General features: G+C 73.1%; 13 protein-coding genes. 9 read left to right on the top strand and 4 right to left on the bottom strand.

All coding sequences use genetic code 11. The annotated features are described in order from the left end of the window. Position 1: 1 nt before the first annotated feature. Positions 2–796: a 5'/3'-nucleotidase SurE gene (surE, locus tag FNF32_RS11125; RefSeq protein WP_131673699.1), complete on the bottom strand. Its 795-nt coding sequence runs from the start codon at positions 794–796 to the stop codon at positions 2–4. Positions 797–1,100: 304 nt separating this feature from the next. Here surE and FNF32_RS11120 point away from each other — a divergent pair, with 304 nt between their 5' ends. From FNF32_RS11120 to copM, 3 genes are all read left to right on the top strand, one after another. Then, positions 1,101–2,003 (top strand): sulfite exporter TauE/SafE family protein, encoded by a 903-nt coding sequence (locus FNF32_RS11120; protein WP_131673700.1) that lies wholly within the window; start codon positions 1,101–1,103, stop codon positions 2,001–2,003. A gap of 8 nt (positions 2,004–2,011) precedes the next feature. Further along, on the top strand, positions 2,012–2,878 hold the full coding sequence (locus FNF32_RS11115) for a TIGR02186 family protein (protein ID WP_131673701.1): 867 nt from the start codon (positions 2,012–2,014) through the stop codon (positions 2,876–2,878). Between the two features lie 79 nt (positions 2,879–2,957). Then, entirely contained in the window at positions 2,958–3,383 is a 426-nt protein-coding gene (gene copM, locus FNF32_RS11110; protein WP_246087795.1) for a CopM family metallochaperone, read from the top strand. Between the two features lie 116 nt (positions 3,384–3,499). Here the strand turns inward: copM and FNF32_RS11105 are convergent, their stop codons facing one another. Continuing rightward, a complete protein-coding gene (locus FNF32_RS11105; protein WP_131673702.1) occupies positions 3,500–4,708 on the bottom strand; it encodes a pyridoxal-phosphate-dependent aminotransferase family protein in 1,209 nt (402 codons plus the stop codon). A gap of 2,021 nt (positions 4,709–6,729) precedes the next feature. On the opposite strand from FNF32_RS11105, the gene FNF32_RS11100 reads away from it, so the two are divergent. The 4 genes from FNF32_RS11100 to FNF32_RS11085 all read left to right on the top strand — a co-directional run bounded on the left by FNF32_RS11100 (position 6,730) and on the right by FNF32_RS11085 (position 11,924). Further along, a complete protein-coding gene (locus tag FNF32_RS11100; RefSeq protein WP_131673703.1) occupies positions 6,730–8,469 on the top strand; it encodes an ABC transporter ATP-binding protein in 1,740 nt (579 codons plus the stop codon). Next, positions 8,469–9,194: a CAF17-like 4Fe-4S cluster assembly/insertion protein YgfZ gene (gene ygfZ, locus FNF32_RS11095; protein WP_131673704.1), complete on the top strand. Its 726-nt coding sequence runs from the start codon at positions 8,469–8,471 to the stop codon at positions 9,192–9,194. The genes FNF32_RS11100 and ygfZ overlap by 1 nt, the downstream gene beginning before the upstream one ends. 643 nt (positions 9,195–9,837) lie before the next feature. Beyond that, positions 9,838–10,953, top strand: coding sequence for a DNA polymerase IV (gene dinB / locus FNF32_RS11090; RefSeq protein WP_131673705.1), 1,116 nt, complete (start codon positions 9,838–9,840; stop codon positions 10,951–10,953). A gap of 80 nt (positions 10,954–11,033) precedes the next feature. After that, on the top strand, positions 11,034–11,924 hold the full coding sequence (locus FNF32_RS11085) for an EamA family transporter (protein WP_131673706.1): 891 nt from the start codon (positions 11,034–11,036) through the stop codon (positions 11,922–11,924). Between the two features lie 40 nt (positions 11,925–11,964). Here the strand turns inward: FNF32_RS11085 and FNF32_RS11080 are convergent, their stop codons facing one another. After that, positions 11,965–12,849: an NAD(P)H-hydrate dehydratase gene (locus tag FNF32_RS11080; protein ID WP_131673707.1), complete on the bottom strand. Its 885-nt coding sequence runs from the start codon at positions 12,847–12,849 to the stop codon at positions 11,965–11,967. Next, positions 12,846–13,631, bottom strand: a complete 786-nt coding sequence (locus FNF32_RS11075; RefSeq protein WP_221930702.1) for a histidine phosphatase family protein — start codon at positions 13,629–13,631, stop codon at positions 12,846–12,848. The genes FNF32_RS11080 and FNF32_RS11075 overlap by 4 nt, the downstream gene beginning before the upstream one ends. A gap of 417 nt (positions 13,632–14,048) precedes the next feature. Here FNF32_RS11075 and FNF32_RS11070 point away from each other — a divergent pair, with 417 nt between their 5' ends. Further along, complete coding sequence (locus FNF32_RS11070; protein ID WP_131673708.1) at positions 14,049–14,369, top strand: DUF6280 family protein; 321 nt, start codon at positions 14,049–14,051, stop codon at positions 14,367–14,369. A 180-nt stretch (positions 14,370–14,549) separates the two neighbouring features. Next, a complete protein-coding gene (locus FNF32_RS11065; protein WP_143796636.1) occupies positions 14,550–18,020 on the top strand; it encodes a chromosome segregation SMC family protein in 3,471 nt (1,156 codons plus the stop codon). Positions 18,021–18,175: the final 155 nt, after the last annotated feature.

The raw sequence follows: 18,175 nt of genomic DNA, 5'->3' as shown, positions 1-18,175 counted from the left end.
CTCATCCCTCGTCCAGCGCCTCCTGCAAGGTCCTCAGCGTCGCGTGGCAGGTCAGGTCGGCGCGCATCGGGGTGACGGCGACGTAGCCGTCCATCAGCAGCTCGACGTCGCTGCCCGCGTCGGCGCACGCCTGCTGCGAGCCGCCGGTGATCCACAGGAACCGCTTGCCGCCGGGCGAGATGTGGGGCGCCACGCCGAAGCGCACGCCCGCCCGCCGGCCCTGGTGCCCGACGCGGATGCCGCGCACCCGGTCGGCCGGGGCGGCGGGGAAGTTGATGTTGTAAAACAGCCGAAACCCCGGCCCGTCGGACCAGTCGCCAAGATCCAGCAGCCGGCGGATCGCGCGGGGGCCGTGGACGCGGGCGGCCTCGAACGGATCGGCGAGCCCCTGGGTGCCCGGCCCGAGGTATTGCGACAGCGCGATCGCGGGCAGGCCCTGAAGCGCCGCTTCCATCGCGCCGCCGACGGTGCCCGAATACATGACGTTCTCGCCCGCGTTGTTGCCGCGGTTCACGCCCGACAGGACGAGGTCGGGGGGCGCATCCTTCAGGATGTCGGCCACCCCCGCCATCACGCAGTCGGCCGGGCTGCCCTCGGCCGCCCAGCGGCGGGGCCCGAGTTCCGCGATCATCGTGGGGTGGGTGTAGCTGATGCAGTGGGCGACGCCCGACTGCTCGAACGCGGGCGCGACCACCCAGACCTCACCGCCGGGGCCCGCGACCTCGGCCGCGATCGCCTCCATCGCGGCAAGGCCGGGGGCGTTGATGCCGTCGTCGTTGGTGATGAGTATCCGCATCCGCCCGCCCGTTCTCGCCGCCCGTTTCAGCAGCCCGTTTCTGCCGCCCGTTCCCGCAACCCGTTCCGCCCGACCCGGCGCCCGTCCCGGCATCCGACCCGGGACCCGGCCGCCGCCCGTGTGCCGATTTGTCGCGGCGCAGGGAAGGGCCGCTTTCCGCCCGCCCTGCTTAGCCGCAGCGGGCCCGGCGGCGCAACCTGCGCGCGCACGCAAACGAGACCGCCGAAGTGCCCGAAAACCGGCCGATCGAGGTTTGACGCCGCCGCCCCCACCTTGCAAGATGCGCCGGCGCAGCGGATCGATCATGCAGATTTTTCTTCCCATTGCCGAAGTGTCGGTCAACGCCTTCGTCCTGATCGGGCTGGGCGGGATCGTCGGCCTGATGAGCGGGCTGTTCGGCGTGGGCGGCGGGTTCCTGATCACGCCGCTTCTGTTCTTCATCGGGATACCGCCGCCCATCGCGGTGGCGACCGGCGCCAACCAGGTGGTCGCGTCGTCCATGTCGGGGCTGTTCGCGCATCTCAAGCGCGACGCGGTCGATTTGCGGATGGGGTGGGTGCTGCTGGGCGGGGGCGTCGTCGGGTCGTTCCTGGGCGTCGGCGTCTTCAACCTGCTGCAACGGCTGGGCCAGGTCGATCTGGTCGTGCAACTGAGCTACGTCGTGTTCCTTGGCTTCATCGGCCTGACCATGCTGCGCGAAAGCGTGGCGAGCCTGCGCGCGTCGCGGCGCGGAACCGCCAAGCCCCGCAGGCGCGGGCGCAGCTGGATCGACGGGCTGCCCTGGCGGGTCAAGTTCCGCAAGTCGGGGCTGTACATCAGCGTGATCCCGCCGTTCCTCGTGGGCCTTGCCGTGGGGGTTCTTGCCGCCATCATGGGGGTCGGCGGCGGCTTCATCATGGTGCCCGCCATGATCTACCTGCTGGGGATGCCCACCCGCGTGGTCATCGGCACGTCGCTGTTCCAGATCGCGGCGGTCAGCGCGTTCACCACGCTCATGCACGCGATCAGTTCGAACACCGTGGACATCATGCTGGCGGTGCTGCTGATCGTAGGCGGGGTCGTGGGCGCGCAGATCGGAACCCAGATGGGCGCGCGGCTGCGGGCCGAGCAGTTGCGGATCCTGCTTGCGCTTCTGGTGCTGGCGGTGTGCTTCCGGCTCGCGCTTGAGCTGCTGCTGCGGCCCGACGACCTGTATTCGCTGCAATGAGGGCGCGGATGGTTTTCGCCCGGGTCGCCTGCGCCCGCGTCCCCGCCCGTGCCCGCGTCCCCGCGATCGCGGCCGTGGTCGCGCTGCTGCTGGCGGCGCTGCCGCTGGGGCTGCAATCGCAGACCGCATCGCCCGAACCCGTCCGCACCCAGGCCGAGGGATCGACCGAGCAGGTCGTGGCCGGCCTGTCGCAGGACGCCGTGTCGATCACCACCGACTTCACCGGGTCCGAGATCCTGATCTACGGCGCCGTCAAGCGCGAGACGGCGCCCCCGGACGGCGGCCCGCTTGGCGTCATCGTGACGATGCAGGGGCCGTCGCAGGCCGTGAAGGTCCGCAAGAAGGAACGCCGGTTCGGGATCTGGATGAACACCTCGTCCCTGGTCATTGGCGCGGCGCCCGATTTCTACGCCGTGGCGACCAGCGCGCCCCTGGGGGAAATGCTGCTTCCGGCCGAGGACGTGCAGCACCGGATCTCGATCCCGCTTGCGGTGCGCGCGCTGGGGCAGCCGGTGGGGGTGTCGGACGCGACCGATTTCACTTCGGCCTTCCTGCGCCTGCGCGAGGCGAACGGCCGCTACCGGCTGGACGAGGGCAGCGTGCGCCTGATCGAGGATACACTGTTCCGGGCCGACATCGCCCTGCCCGCGGCGCTGGTCGAGGGGCAGTACAAGGCCAGCATCTTCCTGACCCGCAACGGCCACGTCATCAGCGAATACAGCGCCCCGGTCGGCGTGGCCAAGGTGGGGCTGGAACGCTGGCTCTACCGCCTCGCGATGGAACGGCCGTTCTGGTACGGGCTGATGTCGCTGGGCTTCGCCGTGGGGGCGGGCTGGGCCGCATCGGCGGCGTTCCGGCTGGTCCAGCGGAAGTGATCGCCGGCGCGGGCGGCTGCGGGACCCGCGCGCGGGACCGCCGCGTTGCCGTGGCATGGACCGAACCGGAGGCACCGCCATGCCCACACCCCGCACCGCCCGTCTCGCCTGCATCGCGCTGATGCTCGCCACCGCCGCGCAGGCGCAGCAGCCCGCCGCGCACGACCACGCCGGGATGGCCCGCGCGGCGGCAGGGACCCCGACCGGGCCGGCCGCGCAGGACACCCCCGCGACCGCAGCCTACCGCGCGGCGATGGACCGGATGCACGCGGACATGGCGATCGACTATACCGGCGATGCGGATGCCGACTTCGTGCGCGGCATGATCCCCCACCACGAGGGCGCGGTGGCCATGGCGCGGGTCGAACTGGCGCACGGCACCGACCCCGAGCTGCGCAAGCTGGCCCAGGACGTGATCGCCGCGCAGGAAAGCGAGATCGCGTTCATGAAGGCGTGGCTGGCGCGCAAGGACGGCGCAGCGGCGGACCCTGCCCCGAAGCCCTGACGCGGCGGGCCCCGGCCGTTCTTCCGCACCCGCCGCACTCTGGCCCGCGCGCCTCAACCCTTTGTCCGCGCGCCCCTCACGTCAGTCCGCCGCAATCCGGCCCAATCCGCAGCGCCTCAGCCGTTCGTCCGCGCCAGCCGCGCGATCGTCGCGGCGGCGGCGTCCAGCGCGCCCGGCCCGTGCGGGATCGACAGCGCCGTCATCCCCGCCTGCATGACCCCCAGCACGCCCAGCAGCATATGCGCGCTCGCGTGCCCCATATGCGCGATCCGCAGCGCGTTCGCGGGATCCGCCGCCCCCAGGCCAATCCCCAGCGTGACGCCCGCCTGGGTCACGCACCAGTCCCGCAGCCGGTCGGCGCCGGGCAGGTTCACCGTGGTGACGGACCGCGCCCGGTGATCCGGGTCGGCGACGTTGCAGGCGATGCCGGTGGCCGCCCCGTCCGCGCCCCGGCCCCATGCGTCCACGGCCGCCCAGACCGCGCGGGCCAGCCCCTCGTGCCGGGCCCATGCGGCGTCCAGCCCCTCCTCGTCCAGCAGCATCGCCAGCGCCTCGGCAAGTCCAAAGACATGCTGGACCGGGGGCGTGCCGCCCCAGAACCGCCACACCTCCTCGGGCAGCGCGGCCGCGCGCGGGGTCCAGTCCCAATAGGGCGAGGCGGCGGCGCGGCTGGGCCCGACCCGGTCCGAGAACCAGACGAAGGCAAGGCCCGGCGGCACCATCAGCCCCTTCTGGCTGGCCGAGACCAGCACGTCCACGCCCCAGTCGTCCATCCTGAGCTCGTCGCAGCCGAGGCTCGCGATCGCGTCCACCGCCAGCAGCGCCGGATGATCCCCGATCGCGGCCCGCAGCGCCGCGATGTCGGCGCGGACGCCCGACGCGGTATCGACGTGGCAGACCAGCACGGCGCGGAACGGCTGGCCCCCGTCCCGCAGGTCGGCGGCGAGCCGCTCGGCCAGGCGCGCGGGGTCGGGGGCCACGGCGGTGTCGAAATCCATCGTCTCGACGTCGATCCCGCGCGCCCCGGCCGCCGCCGCCCAGCCGCGGCCGAAATGGCCGGTGGTCAGCACCAGCGCCCGGTCACCGGGGGCGAACAGGTTGGCGTTCGCGGCCTCCCACCCGGCATGGCCGTTGCCGATATAGGGCGCGAGGTGGTGCCGGGTGCCCGCAAGCCGCTTAAGGCCCGCAATCGCCGCCGCGTTCATCCCCACCAGCTCGCCCGCATAGATGTCCGGCGCCGGCCGATGCATCGCCCGGAGCACCCGGTCGGGCACCGGCGAGGGGCCGGGAATGGCAATGACGGGACGGCCGGCGGCGAAGCTCATCGAGGACCTCGAAGGGAGAAGGGGGACAAGACGGGCCATCGGTAGGCGGGCGGTGACGCGGCGTCAATCGGGGGTGATTGGGGTGGGATGGGGGCGAGGCAGGCGGCTCGGTAGGGGCCGGATCGTCGCACACCCCGGCGGCGGTCGTCCGGGTTGCCGCAACAGCCCTGTAACGCCTCGGCCCGTCGCTGGAGCGAACTGCCGACGGCCACCCCGCCTGGTGCCGATGTGCACGCCCGCGCTGTCCCGAGGTCTCACACGCCTGTGCCGGCCGGCGCCGGCACCCGCATCCCTGCTTGCCGCCCTTCCGCTCTCGCGCGCCGCCCGCTCGCCCGTCGCTCGGGTCCCCTCCCGCTCGTCCGACTGTACCCCGCCTGCACCGCCCCGCTGGCTCGTCGCCCCTCGCACACTCTGCCATCGCCGCCGGGCATCCAACCTCCGCGCGCATGGGCCCGCCCCCACTGCCGCCAAGCTTCAAGCGCGTCCCCGCCGATGCCTGCACCTGCTTCTGCACCTTTATCCCTGCCTGCCGCCCGGCCACCCGCGCCCTCGCCGCCCACTCGCCCCACTCGCCCGTCCGCTCGTCGGGTTGTGCCCCGCCTGCACCGCCCAGCCGGCCCATCGCCCTCGCACACCCCTCCCTTCCCTCTCAGGGGCACCCCGCCCCCGTACCGATTGCCACGCCCCCGCTGCCTCTGCGCTTCGCGCGTTCCGGCCGACGCCTGCACCTGCATTCCGCCGGGCCGTCCGCGCCTGCGCCGCCCGCTCGCCCGGCGCGCTCGCCTCGTCCCGCTCGCCTCGTCCCGCTCGCTCGGTTGTGCCCCCTCCACCGCTCCGCAGCTTGCCCCCCATACCCCGCCTTTTCCGCGCCCGAGCTCCCTACCCGCGCTCATCGACGCGCCTGCGCCGTCTTTGGGATGCCACGCGCGCACCACCGCCGATGCCTGCATCAGCCTTCGCACCTGCACCCCTGCTTGCCGCCCGGCCCACCCCCTCGCCGCGCGCTCCCGCGCTCGCACCGTCGCGTTTGTCCGGCTGTGCCCATCCGGCACCGCCACTCTGGCCCAACGCCCCCTCACGCACCTTGACTTTGCCGCCCCCCGGACACCCTATCCCGTGCCGATAGACGCGCCCGCTCTGCCTCTCGTCTTTACGCGCACGTTCCGGCCGACGCCTGCCTCTGCATCTTTATCCCCGCCTCCCGCACGGCCGCTCGCGCCCTCGCCGCCCACGCGCCGCGCTCACCCGTCGCGCTTGCCCCTCCCGCTCGCCCGGTTGCGCCTTGCCTGCGCCGCCCCGCTGCCCACAGCCTCATCGCACACGCCGCCCTTGCCGTGTCTGGCCAACCCCCGCGCTCATGGACGCGCCCGCGCTGTCTCTGGGCTTCACGCGCGCGTCCCGGGCGACGCCTGCATCTGAATCCTGCCTGCCGCCCGGCCGCTTGCGTCCTCGCCGACCGCCCGCCCCACTCGCCCGGCGCGCTCGTCCCCTCCCGCTTGCCCGATAGCGCCCCTCCTGCACGCCCCTGCTGGCCCGCAGCCCGCTCTTACACTCCGCCCATGCCCCCCGGGGGATCCCACCTCCGCGCCCACGGACGCGCCCGCTGTCTTTGGCTTCACGCGCCCGTTCTGGCCGGCGCCGGCACCTGCCTCTGCTCCTGCGTCCCTGCCTGCCCCCGGCCGCTCGCTCCGTCGCCGCCCGCTCGCCGCGCTCGCCCCGTACCGTTCGCCCGGTTGTGCACCGCCCAGCCGGCCAATCGCATCGCACACCCCGCCCTGCCGCTCTGGGGCGACCCGCCCTCGCGCCCGTGGACGCGACCCGCTGTCGCCGGGCTTCACGCCCGCGTCGAGGCCGAGGCGTGCACCTGCCTCTGCACCTGCGTCCCTGCCGCCCACCCGTCGCGCTCCCAGCCCCCCCCGCCTGCACCGCGCCGCCGCGCGCAACCCCCTCGCGCACCCCGCCCTTGCCGCCCCCGGGCGCGCCGGGCTATCCCCGGAAGCGAGCGTCACGAAAGGCCGCGAATGACGTCACGCGCCGACCCAGACCGCAGCCTGCCGCGCCGCCTGTGGCGCGACTACCTGCGCTCCTATGCCCCGCGCATGGGCGTGGCGATGGCGCTGATGATCGTCGAGGGATCGACCCTCGCCGTGCTGTCGTGGATGCTGCGGCCGCTGTTCGACCGGGTGTTCGTGGGCGGCGACGGCGGCGCGATCTGGTGGGTCGGCGGGATCATCTTCGGCCTGTTCCTGATCCGCGCGACGACCCTCGTCATCACCCGCGCGCTGCTGACGTCGGTCCAGCAGGGCGTCGCGGTGTCGATGCAGACCGACCTTTTGCGCCACATCCTGACGCTCGACGGCAGCTTCTACCAGAAGAACCCCCCCGGCGCGCTGATCGAGCGGATCCAGGGCGACACCCAGGCGATCCAGGGGATCTGGACCACCTTCATCAGCGGCGCGGGGCGGGACGTGATCTCGCTTGTCAGCCTCTTCGGGGTCGCGATCGCGATCGACCCGCTGTGGACGCTGGCCGCCGCCGTGGGCGCGCCGCTGCTGATCGTGCCGACCTACTTCGTCCAGCGCTACATCCGCCGCCGCACCCGCGAGACGCGGATCGAGGCGTCGCGCCGCGCAACCCGCCTGGACGAGGTGCTGCACGGCATCGCCGCGATCCGCGTGAACGGCATGGAAAGCTACCAGTCCGGCCGCTTCCGCGCGATCGTCGAGGGGCTGCGCCAGCGCGAGACCAAGATGAGCGCGATGAAGGCGCTGATCCCCGCGCTGATCGACATCGTGACCGGGCTGGGGTTCGTAGGCGTCCTCGCGCTCGGCGGCGCGCAGGTCACGCGGGGCGAGCGCAGCGTGGGCGACTTCATGTCGTTCTTCACCGCGCTGTCGCTGGCGTTCCAGCCGCTGCGGCGGCTGGGCGGGCTTGCGGGGGGCTGGCAGGCGGCCATGACCTCGCTCGAACGCATCTACGAGGTGTTCGACACAAGGCCCACCATCGCCTCGGGCCCACGCACCGCGCCGCCCGAGGGCACGACGATCCGGTTTCAGGACGTGCATCTGTCCTATGGCGAGCAGCCGGTCCTGCGCGGGCTCACGTTCACCGCCGAAGCGGGCCGGACCACCGCGCTGGTCGGGCCGTCGGGGGCGGGGAAATCGACGGTGTTCAACCTGCTGTCGCGGATGGTCGATCCCGACGCGGGCCAGGTCACGCTGGGGGGCTTCCCGGTCGCCGATTTCACGCTGCCGGTGCTGCGCGACCAGTTTTCGGTCGTGACGCAGGACAGCGCGCTGTTCGACGAGACGCTGCGTGAAAACATCGACCCCGGCCACCGCGCCGACCCGGCCGCGCTGCGCCGCGCGGTCGTGGCGGCGCATGTGGCGGATTTCACCGATACGCTGCCCGGCGGGCTGGAAACGCCGGCCGGTCCCCGCGGCTCGGCCCTGTCGGGCGGGCAACGCCAGCGGATCGGCATCGCCCGCGCGATCCTGCGCGACCGGCCCGTGCTGCTGCTGGACGAGGCGACGAGCGCGCTGGACGCCGCATCCGAACGGCTGGTGCAGGCCGCGCTGGAGGAGCTGTCGGCGGGGCGCACCACGCTCATCATCGCGCACCGGCTGTCCACGATCCGCGCCGCCGACCTGATCGTGGTGATGGAGGCGGGGCGGGTTGTCGAACAGGGCACGCATGACCAGTTGATGGAACAGGGCGGCGCCTATGCGGCGCTGGTCCGGCTGCAATTTGGGGGCGAGTGATGCGGAGTATCCTGCGCGTGACCGGCGACGACCGGGTGGAGTTCCTGCAGGGGCTGGTGACCAACGACGTGAGCCGCGCGCCGGTCTGGGCGGCGCTGCTGACGGCGCAGGGAAAATACCTCGCGGATTTCTTCGTGGTGCCGCAGGGGGACGCGCTGCTGGTGGACGTTGACGCGCGGCTGGCGGAAGACCTGATGCGGCGGCTGTCGATGTACAGGCTGCGGGCCAAGGTGGGGGTCGAGGATGCCGGCCTGCACATGTCGCGCGGGGTCGGAACGGCGCCCGAGGGCGCGGTCGCCGACCCGCGCCATCCCGACATGGGCTGGCGGCTTTACGGCGACGCCGCGGGCGACGACGGGACCGACTGGGACGCCGTGCGGGTGGCGCACACCATTCCGGAGACGCTGGTCGAGCTGGTCCCGAATGAAACCTTCATTCTGGAAGCCGGGTTCGAGCGGCTCCACGGCGTCGATTTCCGCAAGGGCTGCTATGTCGGGCAGGAAGTGACCGCCCGGATGAAGCACAAGACCGAGCTGCGGAAGGGCCTGATTGCGGTGGCGGTGGACGGCGCGGCGCCTCCGGGCACTCCGATCCTGATGGAGGACGGGCGCGAGGCGGGGACGCTTTACACGCAGTCGGGCGGCCGGGCGATCGCCCACATGCGCTTCGACCGCATGGACGGGCCGCTGACCGCGGGCGACGCGCGGATCAGCGCGGCGGGGTGAGGATGCGCGGCGGGATGGGCGATGCGTATGCGCTCCGGCCCGTTTGCTGCGGTCTTGCTGAAGGAAACGGGTCACGAACCCGTTTCCGTGCGGTCCAGCGAAGCCAGCGCTTCGGAGGGACCCGCACGCCCGGGTGGGTGCGAACGCACCCGCCTGAGGGCGGGCGGGCGCGTCCCGGTCTGCTTTGGGCAAACCGGGGAGTGGGTCGAATGACCCGGGCAAGCCGTTTGCGCCTACCCGGCAAAAGCGGTCCCGCTAAAGGAAACGTGCCACAAGCCCGTTTCCGTGCGGCCCCTCGACGCCAGCACTTCGGAGGGACGCGCACGCCTGGTGGGTGCGAACGCACCCGCCTGGGGCGGGCGGGTGCGTCCCGGTCCGCTTTGGGCGGACCGGCGGGTGGATCGAAGGACCGGGGCAAGACCGAATATTGGCGTCACGCGGCTTATCGACGATACCGTGCCGCTAAAGGAAACGGGCCACGAGCCCGTTTCCGTGCGCCGCGCCGACGCCAGCACGCCGGAGGGACGCGGCCGCCCGGGTGGGTGCGAACGCGCCCGCCAAGGGGCGGGCGGGCGCGTCCCGGTTTGCTTTGCGCAAACCGGGGGGTTCATCGCATGACCGCCCCTGCCCGCCGGCCCGCTCGATGACCGACCCCGCCACCCCCGACCCCGCCCGCATCCGCCGCATCGTCCACGTCGACATGGACGCCTTCTACGCCAGCGTCGAACAACGCGACGACCCGGCCCTTCGCGGCCGCCCCGTCGCCGTCGGGGGGTCGTCGCTGCGCGGGGTCGTCGCCGCCGCCAGCTACGAGGCGCGGCCCTTCGGCGTCCGCTCGGCCATGCCGTCGGTGCGGGCCGCGCGGCTTTGCCCCGACCTCGTCTTCGTCAAGCCCCGGTTCGAGGTCTACAAGGCCGTCAGCCGCCAGATCCGCGACATCTTCGCCCGCTTCACCCCGCAGATCGAACCCCTGTCGCTGGACGAGGCTTACCTGGACCTGACCGACCACCTGCACGGCCGCACCGCGACCCGCATCGCGCAGGAAATCCGGGCGCTGATCCGGGCCGAAACCGGGCTCACCGCCTCGGCCGGGGTCAGTTACAACAAGTTCCTGGCCAAGCTCGCGTCCGACCAGCGCAAGCCCGACGGCCTGTTCGTGATCCCGCCCGAGGCCGGACCCGCCTTTGTCCTGACCCTGCCGATCGGGCGCTTTCACGGGATCGGGCCCGCCACCTCGGCCCGGATGGAACGGCACGGGATCCGCACCGGCGCCGACCTACACCGCCAGAGCCTCGAGTTCCTCAGCGCCACCTTCGGCAAGTCCGGCAGCTATTATTTCAACATCGCCCGCGGCATCGACCACCGCGAGGTGCGCCCCGACCGCGAGCGCAAGTCGGTCGGGGCCGAGAACACCTTCTTCACCGACATCCACGACCTGACCGCCGCCGCCGAGGCGCTTGCCCCCCTTGCCAACAAGGTCTGGCGGCATGCCGAGCCGAACGGGATCAGCGGCCGCACCGTCACGCTCAAGGCGAAATACGCCGACTTCCGGATCGTCACCCGCGCCCGGTCGCTGCCCCGCCCCGTCGCGTCACGCGACGAACTGCTCGCGCTCGCCACCGCGATGCTGCCGCAGGTGCTGCCCGACCCGCGTCCGCATCAGGTGCCGCAGGGGGTGCGGCTGCTGGGGATCACCCTGTCCGCCCTGTGCCCGCCCGAACCGCCCGCCGCGGACGACCAGCTGCCGCTTTTCGGCTGACCTTGCGGGCGCCGGGCGGCCCGTGCAGGGTGCGCGCGCCGCAACGAAAGACCGCGCGCCGCAACGAAAGACTGTGCCCGATGCAACCACGCGACCGCCTGCTGGCCCTGGCCGTTCCGGTGCTGTGGGGGCTGAACTTTCCGGCGACGGCCTATGCTTTGCAGCACTATCCACCGTTTCTTGCCGCCGCGCTCAGGTTCACGCTGCTGGCGATTCCCACGATCCTGCTGGTGCCGCGCCCGCAGGTCCGCACGATCTGGCTGATCGGCACCGGCTTCGGCCTTGGCGTGCTGCAATTCGGCTTTCTGTACGTCGCGATGGAGGCGGGGATGCCGCCCGGCCTCGCCTCGCTGGTGCTGCAGGCGCAGGCGCCCTTCACGATGCTGCTGGCGACGCTGCTGCTGGGCGAGCGGCTGACCGCGCGGCGGGCGGCGGGGGTGGGGATCGCGGTGCTGGGCCTGGCCTTCATCGGCGCCCACCGGGCGCAGGCGGCAAGCTGGGTGCCGGTCGCGCTGACGCTGCTGGCGGCGCTGGGGTGGGCCACGGGCAACATCTGCTCGCGGCTGGCGCGGGCGCCGAAGCCGCTGCAGCTGACGATGTGGATGTCGCTGGTGCCGCCGATCCCGACGTTCCTGATGTCCCTGTGGTTCGAGGGGCCGCGGATCGCGCCCGCGCTTTCGACCGCCCTTACCCGCGAGGCGCTGCCCGCGAACCTGGGCCTGCTTTACATCGTCGTCTGCGCCTCGATCCTTGGTTACGGCATCTGGAACACGCTGATCGCGCGCTATTCGGCCAGCGCGGTTGCGCCGTGGTCGATGCTGGTGCCGGTCGTGGGGGTGCTGTCGTCCTGGGTCGCGTTCGGCGAGGCACCAGCGCTGGTCGAGCTTGCGGCGGGCGTGCTGGTGGTGGGCGGCGTCCTGATCGCCACGTTCGAGCGGCGCCGCAGGCTTTCGCCCGCCGAGCTTCGCTGATCCCCTGACGCTGCCGGGGCCGCCCCGGCGCGGGTCGCCGTCAGGCCCCGCGCATCAGGCCGGGCACCTCGGCCGCAAGCTCGCGCGCAAGAAAGCCTACCGGGCCCATGCGCTCGGCCATTCGGCGGCCCGCCTCGCCGTGCAGCCAGACGCCCCAGCAAGCCGCTTCCCACCCGGGCAGGCCGCGCGCGACCAGCCCCGCGATCAAGCCCGCCAGCACGTCGCCCGACCCGCCGGTGGCAAGGCCCACGCCGCCGCCCGCATAGACCGCGACCTCGCCGTCGGGGCTGGCGATCAGCGTGGTGGACCCCTTGATGGCGATGACGGCGCGCAGGCGCGCGGCCCATTCGACGCCCACCTCGGCGCGCCGCGCCTCGATCTCGTCGGCGTCAAGGCCGGTCAGCCGCGCCATCTCGCCCGCGTGCGGCGTCAGCACCGCGCCGCCCGACAGGGCCGCGACCGCGTCCAGACGCGAGGCCACAGCCTCGATGCAGGCGGCGTCCATCACCACGGGGCCGGAGCCTGCGGCGGGCAGCAGCGCGTCCATCACCCGGCCCCCCGCATCGGCCGACGCCATCGCCGGGCCAAGCACGAGGCAGCCGCAATCGCCGATCTTCGACGCAAGCGGCGCGGCGTCCGCGATCTCGCCCCCCTCGTCGGCCGGCAGGGCCAGCACCCCGGCTTCGGGAACGGCGATGCCGGTGGGGATCGCCAGCGGCTCGGGCAGGGCGACCTGCACCTTGCCCGCGCCCGCCCGAAACGCCGCCGTCGCGGTCAGGATCAGCCCGCCCGGCACCAGGGTCGATCCGCCGACCAGCATCACCCGGCCGCGGCTGTTCTTGTCCGTCCCCTCGGGATGGTCGGGCAGCGGGTGGCATCGCAGCCACGCGGGGTCCAGCGGACGCGCGTCCGTCCCGCCGCTCAACCCCGTGCCCCCATGATCGGGTCGGGCTTGGTGGTGACGGGGGTCTGCTGCGCCTCCATCGGGGCGGTCACGTTGTAGCGGACCAGCCGCATCCGCCCGTCGGTGCCTTCGGCCCCCGGCGCGTGGCGGTATTCGGTGATCGAACAGTTGGCCACGTCGCCGTCGGCGTCGATTTCCAGGATCTCCTGCTCGGTCAGGCCCTCGACGACATAGCGCAGGCACAGCACCACCACCTGATGCGCCACGATCATCACCCGGCAGCCGCTGTGATGCAGGCTGATCGTGTCCATCATCGCCCGCAGGCGGAAGATGACGTCGCACCAGCTCTCCCCCCCCGGGGGTCGGTGGTAGAACTTGCCAAGGCTCGCGCGCAGCTCGGCCTGCTGCGGAAACTCGGCCCGGACGCCGCGCCCGGTCAGCCCGTCGAGGATCCCGAACTCCTTTTCGCGCAGCCGCTCGTCCAGGTGGATGCGGGTATCGGCGGGGCAGCCGCCTGCGTCGCGAAACAGCCGCGCGGTTTCCTGCGCCCGGAGGTAGGGGGAGGCCAAGACGACGTTCGGCCGCCCGTCTTCGCGCCCCTGCGCGAACCACCGCCCCAGCGCCGCCGCCTGCTCGCGCCCAAGGTCGGACAGCGGCACGTCCACGTCGCGCCCGGTTAGGTCGATGCGGGCAAGCCCCTGCTGATAGGCAAAGTCGCGCGCCACGTTCCCGGCGCTTTCGCCATGCCGCACGATCCACAGCGTGTCCGGCCAACCCTTCAGCATCGCGTTCCCCGTCTTCACCCTGGCGCTTGGGCGCGGCAGCGCGCCCGCGGGCAGGCTATCCACAAGCCGGTCCCGCTGTCCATCCGACCCGGCGCCCGTTGCATGGCTGCGAATCCGCCCCGCGCAAGCGCAGGTTGCGCGGGCCGCCATTGACCGCTCGGCGCCGCACCCCATATTGGTGACAAGACCCTGGAACCGGCGTTCGATTATCGGCGTTGTCAAGCGATCAAACCTGCTTGACCCTCGCTGCGCCCGTCATCCTGCCACGACATTCGCCTTTGTTTTCCGCTTTGCGTCTGGTGCATGGCGGCTCTGTGCGGGGGCACATAACGAATCGAGGCCGGACCGGTTATTCCCGGAATGGCAATCCCGAAAAACGATCGACCCGGATCAGCGCGACGCCTGGGTCGGCGCAAACAAAAGAAAAGGAATAATATGCGCGATTTTGTGGATGGATCGGCCTTCAACTTCGAGCAGGGCCAGCGGGCGCGCAAGCTGTTTGCGGCCGTCGTGCTTGCGGCATTGGACGACGCGATTTCCGACGACAAGAAATACGGCAACGGGGCCGAGCAGATCGCCCGCTGGGCACGGTCGCGCGACGGCCGCGAAGTGCTGAGCTGCGCGGGCATCGACCCCAACGAGCGGGTGGTGAAGGGCCTGGTCGAATTCGTGAGCAAGGGCGTGCGGACCTCGGTCGCCCTGTCGCGCGAGGAAAGCGAACGCCGCATGGCTGCGGAAGAGGCGGAAGCCGCCTGATCCCGTCAGGCTGGTCGTTTCGGCAAAAGGGCCGCCCATCGGGCGGCTTTTGCTTTTGGACAAAGCCCGGCGGCCCGATGCCTCATCTGGTACCCGGCCCGACCAACCCCACCAAATGTTGACACACGCACAGCGCCCCGCGATACTCGCGTCACCATTCACACGATCTAGGGGCAGCTCGTGCGTTTCGACCGGCTTCGCCTCAACGGCTTCAAAAGCTTCGTGGACCCGACCGAACTGGTCATCCGCGAAGGGCTGACCGGCGTCGTCGGGCCGAACGGCTGCGGCAAGTCGAACCTTCTGGAAGCGTTGCGCTGGGTCATGGGCGAAAACCGCCCCACCGCCATGCGCGGCGACGGGATGGAGGACGTGATCTTCGCCGGCACCACGCGCCGGCCCGCGCGCGGTCACGCCGAGGTCGTGCTGACGGTGGACAACCGCGCCCGCCTCGCGCCCGCCGGTTTCAACGACGCCGACAGCCTGGACATCTCGCGCCGGATCACCCGCGACGCGGGCAGCGCCTATCGCATCAACGGACGCGAGGTGCGCGCCCGCGACGTGCAGATGCTGTTCGCCGACGCCTCGACCGGGGCGCAAAGCCCCGCGCTGGTGCGGCAGGGGCAGATCAGCGAACTCATCAACGCGCGGCCGAAGGCGCGCCGCCGCATCCTCGAGGAAGCGGCGGGGATCAGCGGCCTTTACCAGCGCCGACACGAGGCCGAGCTGAAGCTGAACGGGGCCGAGGCGAACCTCGCGCGCGTGGACGACACGCTGGAACAGCTGGCGGCGCAGGCGGCGACCCTGACCCGGCAGGCCCGTGCCGCCGCCCGCTACCGCGAGATCGGGGCCGAGCTGCGGTCCGCCGAAGGGGCGCTGCTGCTGTCGCGCTGGTCAGCGGCCGACCTTGCCCGCCGCGCCGCGGCCGACGCGCGCGAACAGGCCCGCGCGCTGGCGTCCCGCGCCGAAACCGCCGCCAGCCGCGCCGCCCGGGACCGGGCCCGGGCCGAAGCCGCGCTGCCGCCGCTGCGCGACGAGGAAACCGTGGCCGCCGCGATCCTGTCGCGGGCGCAGGTAGAACGCGAGGCGCTGGACGAGGCCGAGGCGCGGGCGGCAAAGGCGATCGACACGCTGGCCGCGCGCGTGGCCCAGCTTGACCGCGACATCGAGCGCGAGGCGGTGCTGAACCGCGACGCCACGGACATGATCGAGCGGCTGGAGTGGGAGCGCGCACAGCTTTTGAAGGCGGGCGAGGGCCACGACGACCGCACCCGCGACGCGGCGGCGGCGGCCGACGAGGCGGCGGCCGCCCTGCGCGCCATCGAGGCGCGGCTGGCGGAACTGACCGACGAGGCCGCGCGGCTGGCCGCCCGGCACCAGTCGGCCGAGCGGCTGGTCCACGACCTGCGCGCGATGCTGACGCGGGCCGAGCGCGCGGCGGCCGACGCCGACGCCGCCGCCACGCGCGCGGGCGCGGCGGGCGAGACCGCGCAGTCCGCGCTGGCGCAGGCCGAGGCCGCGCAGACCACCGCCCGCGACCGCGCCGAGGCGGCCGAAGCGGCGCTGACCGCCGCCGAGGGCCGCAGGGCCCGGGCCGAGGCCGCCGAAACGACCGCCCGCACCGCCCGCGCCACGGCCGAGGGCGAGGCCGGGGCGCTTGCCTCTGAAACGGCGGCGCTGGCGCGGCTGGTGGACCGCGCGCGGGCGGGCGGGCGGACGATGCTGGATCTGGTCCAGGTCGCCGCCGGGGCAGAGGCGGCGTTCGGCGCGGCGATGGGCGACGATTTGCGCGCAAGCCCTGCGGCGGCCACGGGGACTGACTCGAAAGGCGCCGTCTGGCGCGACCTGCCCGGCTATGACGACGCGGCTCCCCTGCCCCAAGGGGCCGCGCCGCTGTCCGCCCGCGTGACCGGCCCCGCCGCGCTGGACCGGCGGCTGTCGCAGACCGGGATCGTCCCCGACGCGGCCACCGGCGCCGCGCTGCAGGCGCTTTTGCGTCCGGGGCAGCGGCTGGTGACGGCGGCGGGCGACCTGTTCCGCTGGGACGGGATCGTGGTTCCGGCGGGACAGGCGGCGTCGGCGGCGGCGCTGCATCTGCAGCAGGTGAACCGGCTGGCCGACGTCTCGGCCCGGTCCGATGCGGCATCGGCCGTCGCGCGCGATGCGGCCGCCCTGCACGAGGCGGCGCGCGCGGCGCTGGCCACCGCCGCCCGGGACGAGACCGCCGCCCGCGACGAGCGCCGCACGGCCGAGCGCGCCCTGTCCGATCACGCCCGCGCCGCCACCCGCGCCGAATCCGACCTGTCGCTGGCCGCCGGACGGATCGAATCGGCCCGCGCGGAACTCGCCCGGCACCGCGCCGACGCCGCCGACGCGGGCACCCGGCTGGCCGATGCGGAACGCGCGCGCGCGGCGCTGCCCGACCCCGCCCGCGCCTCGGACGCGCTGGACCACGCGCGCACGGGGGTCGAGGCCGCGCGCATCGCCACCATGGCGCGGCGGGCGGCCGCCGACGAGCTCAGGCGCGACGGGACCGCGCGGGTGAAGCGGTTGCAGGACATCGCGACCGAGGAGTCCGGCTGGCGGCTGCGGCTGGAACAGGCGGGCGGCCGGGCCGCCGAACTGGCCGCGCGGCGCGCGCAGGCGGGGGCGGAACTGGACCACGCGCAGGGCGAACCGGCGCGGCTGGCCGTCATCCGCGACGAACTGGCCGGGCGCGAAGCGGCCGCCCGGGCGCGGGCGGGCCGGGCGCGCGATGCGCTCGCCGCGGCCGACGCGGCGCTGATTGCGGCGGCCGCCGCCGAACGCGACGCCGAGCGCGCCGCCTCGAACGCGCGCGAGGGTCGCGCCGCGCAGGAAGCCCGCGCCGACGCCGCCGCCGCGACCGAGGCCGCCGCCCGCGCCCGCATCGCCGAGGACGCGGGCTGCACCCCCGCCGACCTTTCCGACCGCTTGGCGCTGGACCCGGCCGCCATCCCCGACGCCGCCGCGCTGGACGACCGGATCGCCCGCCTGCGCGTGCAGCGCGACGCGATCGGCCCGGTGAACCTGCGCGCCGACGAGGACAAGCGCGCGCTGGAGGAAGAGCGCGACACCCTCGCCGCCCAGCGTGACGAACTGACCGCCGCGATCGGCAAGCTGCGCGGCGGCATCGCGGGGCTGAACCGCGAGGGGCGCGAGCGGCTGCTGGCCGCCTTCGATACCGTGAACGCGAACTTCGGCACGCTGTTCACCCACCTGTTCGGCGGCGGCGAGGCGAGGCTGGTGATGGTCGAATCCGACGACCCGCTGGACGCTGGCCTGGAAATCATGTGCCAGCCCCCGGGCAAGAAGCTGGCGACCCTGTCGCTGCTGTCGGGGGGCGAGCAGACGCTGACCGCGATGGCGCTGATCTTCGCCGTGTTCCTTGCCAACCCCGCCCCGATCTGCGTGCTGGACGAGGTGGACGCGCCCCTGGACGACGCCAACGTGGGCCGGTTCTGCGACCTTCTGGACGAGATGACGCGGCGCACCGCCACCCGGTTCCTCGTCATCACCCACCACGCCGTGACGATGGGGCGGATGGACCGCCTGTTCGGGGTGACGATGGTCGAGCAGGGGGTGAGCCAGCTGGTCAGCGTGGACCTGAGCCGGGCCGAGGCGCTGGTGGCCTGAGGCGCGGGTGGCCTGAGAATCCGCGCAACGGCCGGGGGCGCTGCCCCCCGCGGTCTGCGACCGCGTCCCCCGGGATATTTGGTCCCGCCCGAAATCCGCCGCATCCCCTCGGGTGACACGCGGCGGTCGCCGGGCTAGGGTCCGCGCGACACAAA

The organism is Paracoccus marinus, assembly GCF_007018965.1.
In the GTDB taxonomy this organism is placed as follows: Bacteria; Pseudomonadota; Alphaproteobacteria; order Rhodobacterales; family Rhodobacteraceae; genus Paracoccus; species Paracoccus marinus.
The sequence above is the reverse complement of the archived record's forward strand: the minus strand, read 5'-3'. Positions and strand labels throughout refer to the sequence as shown.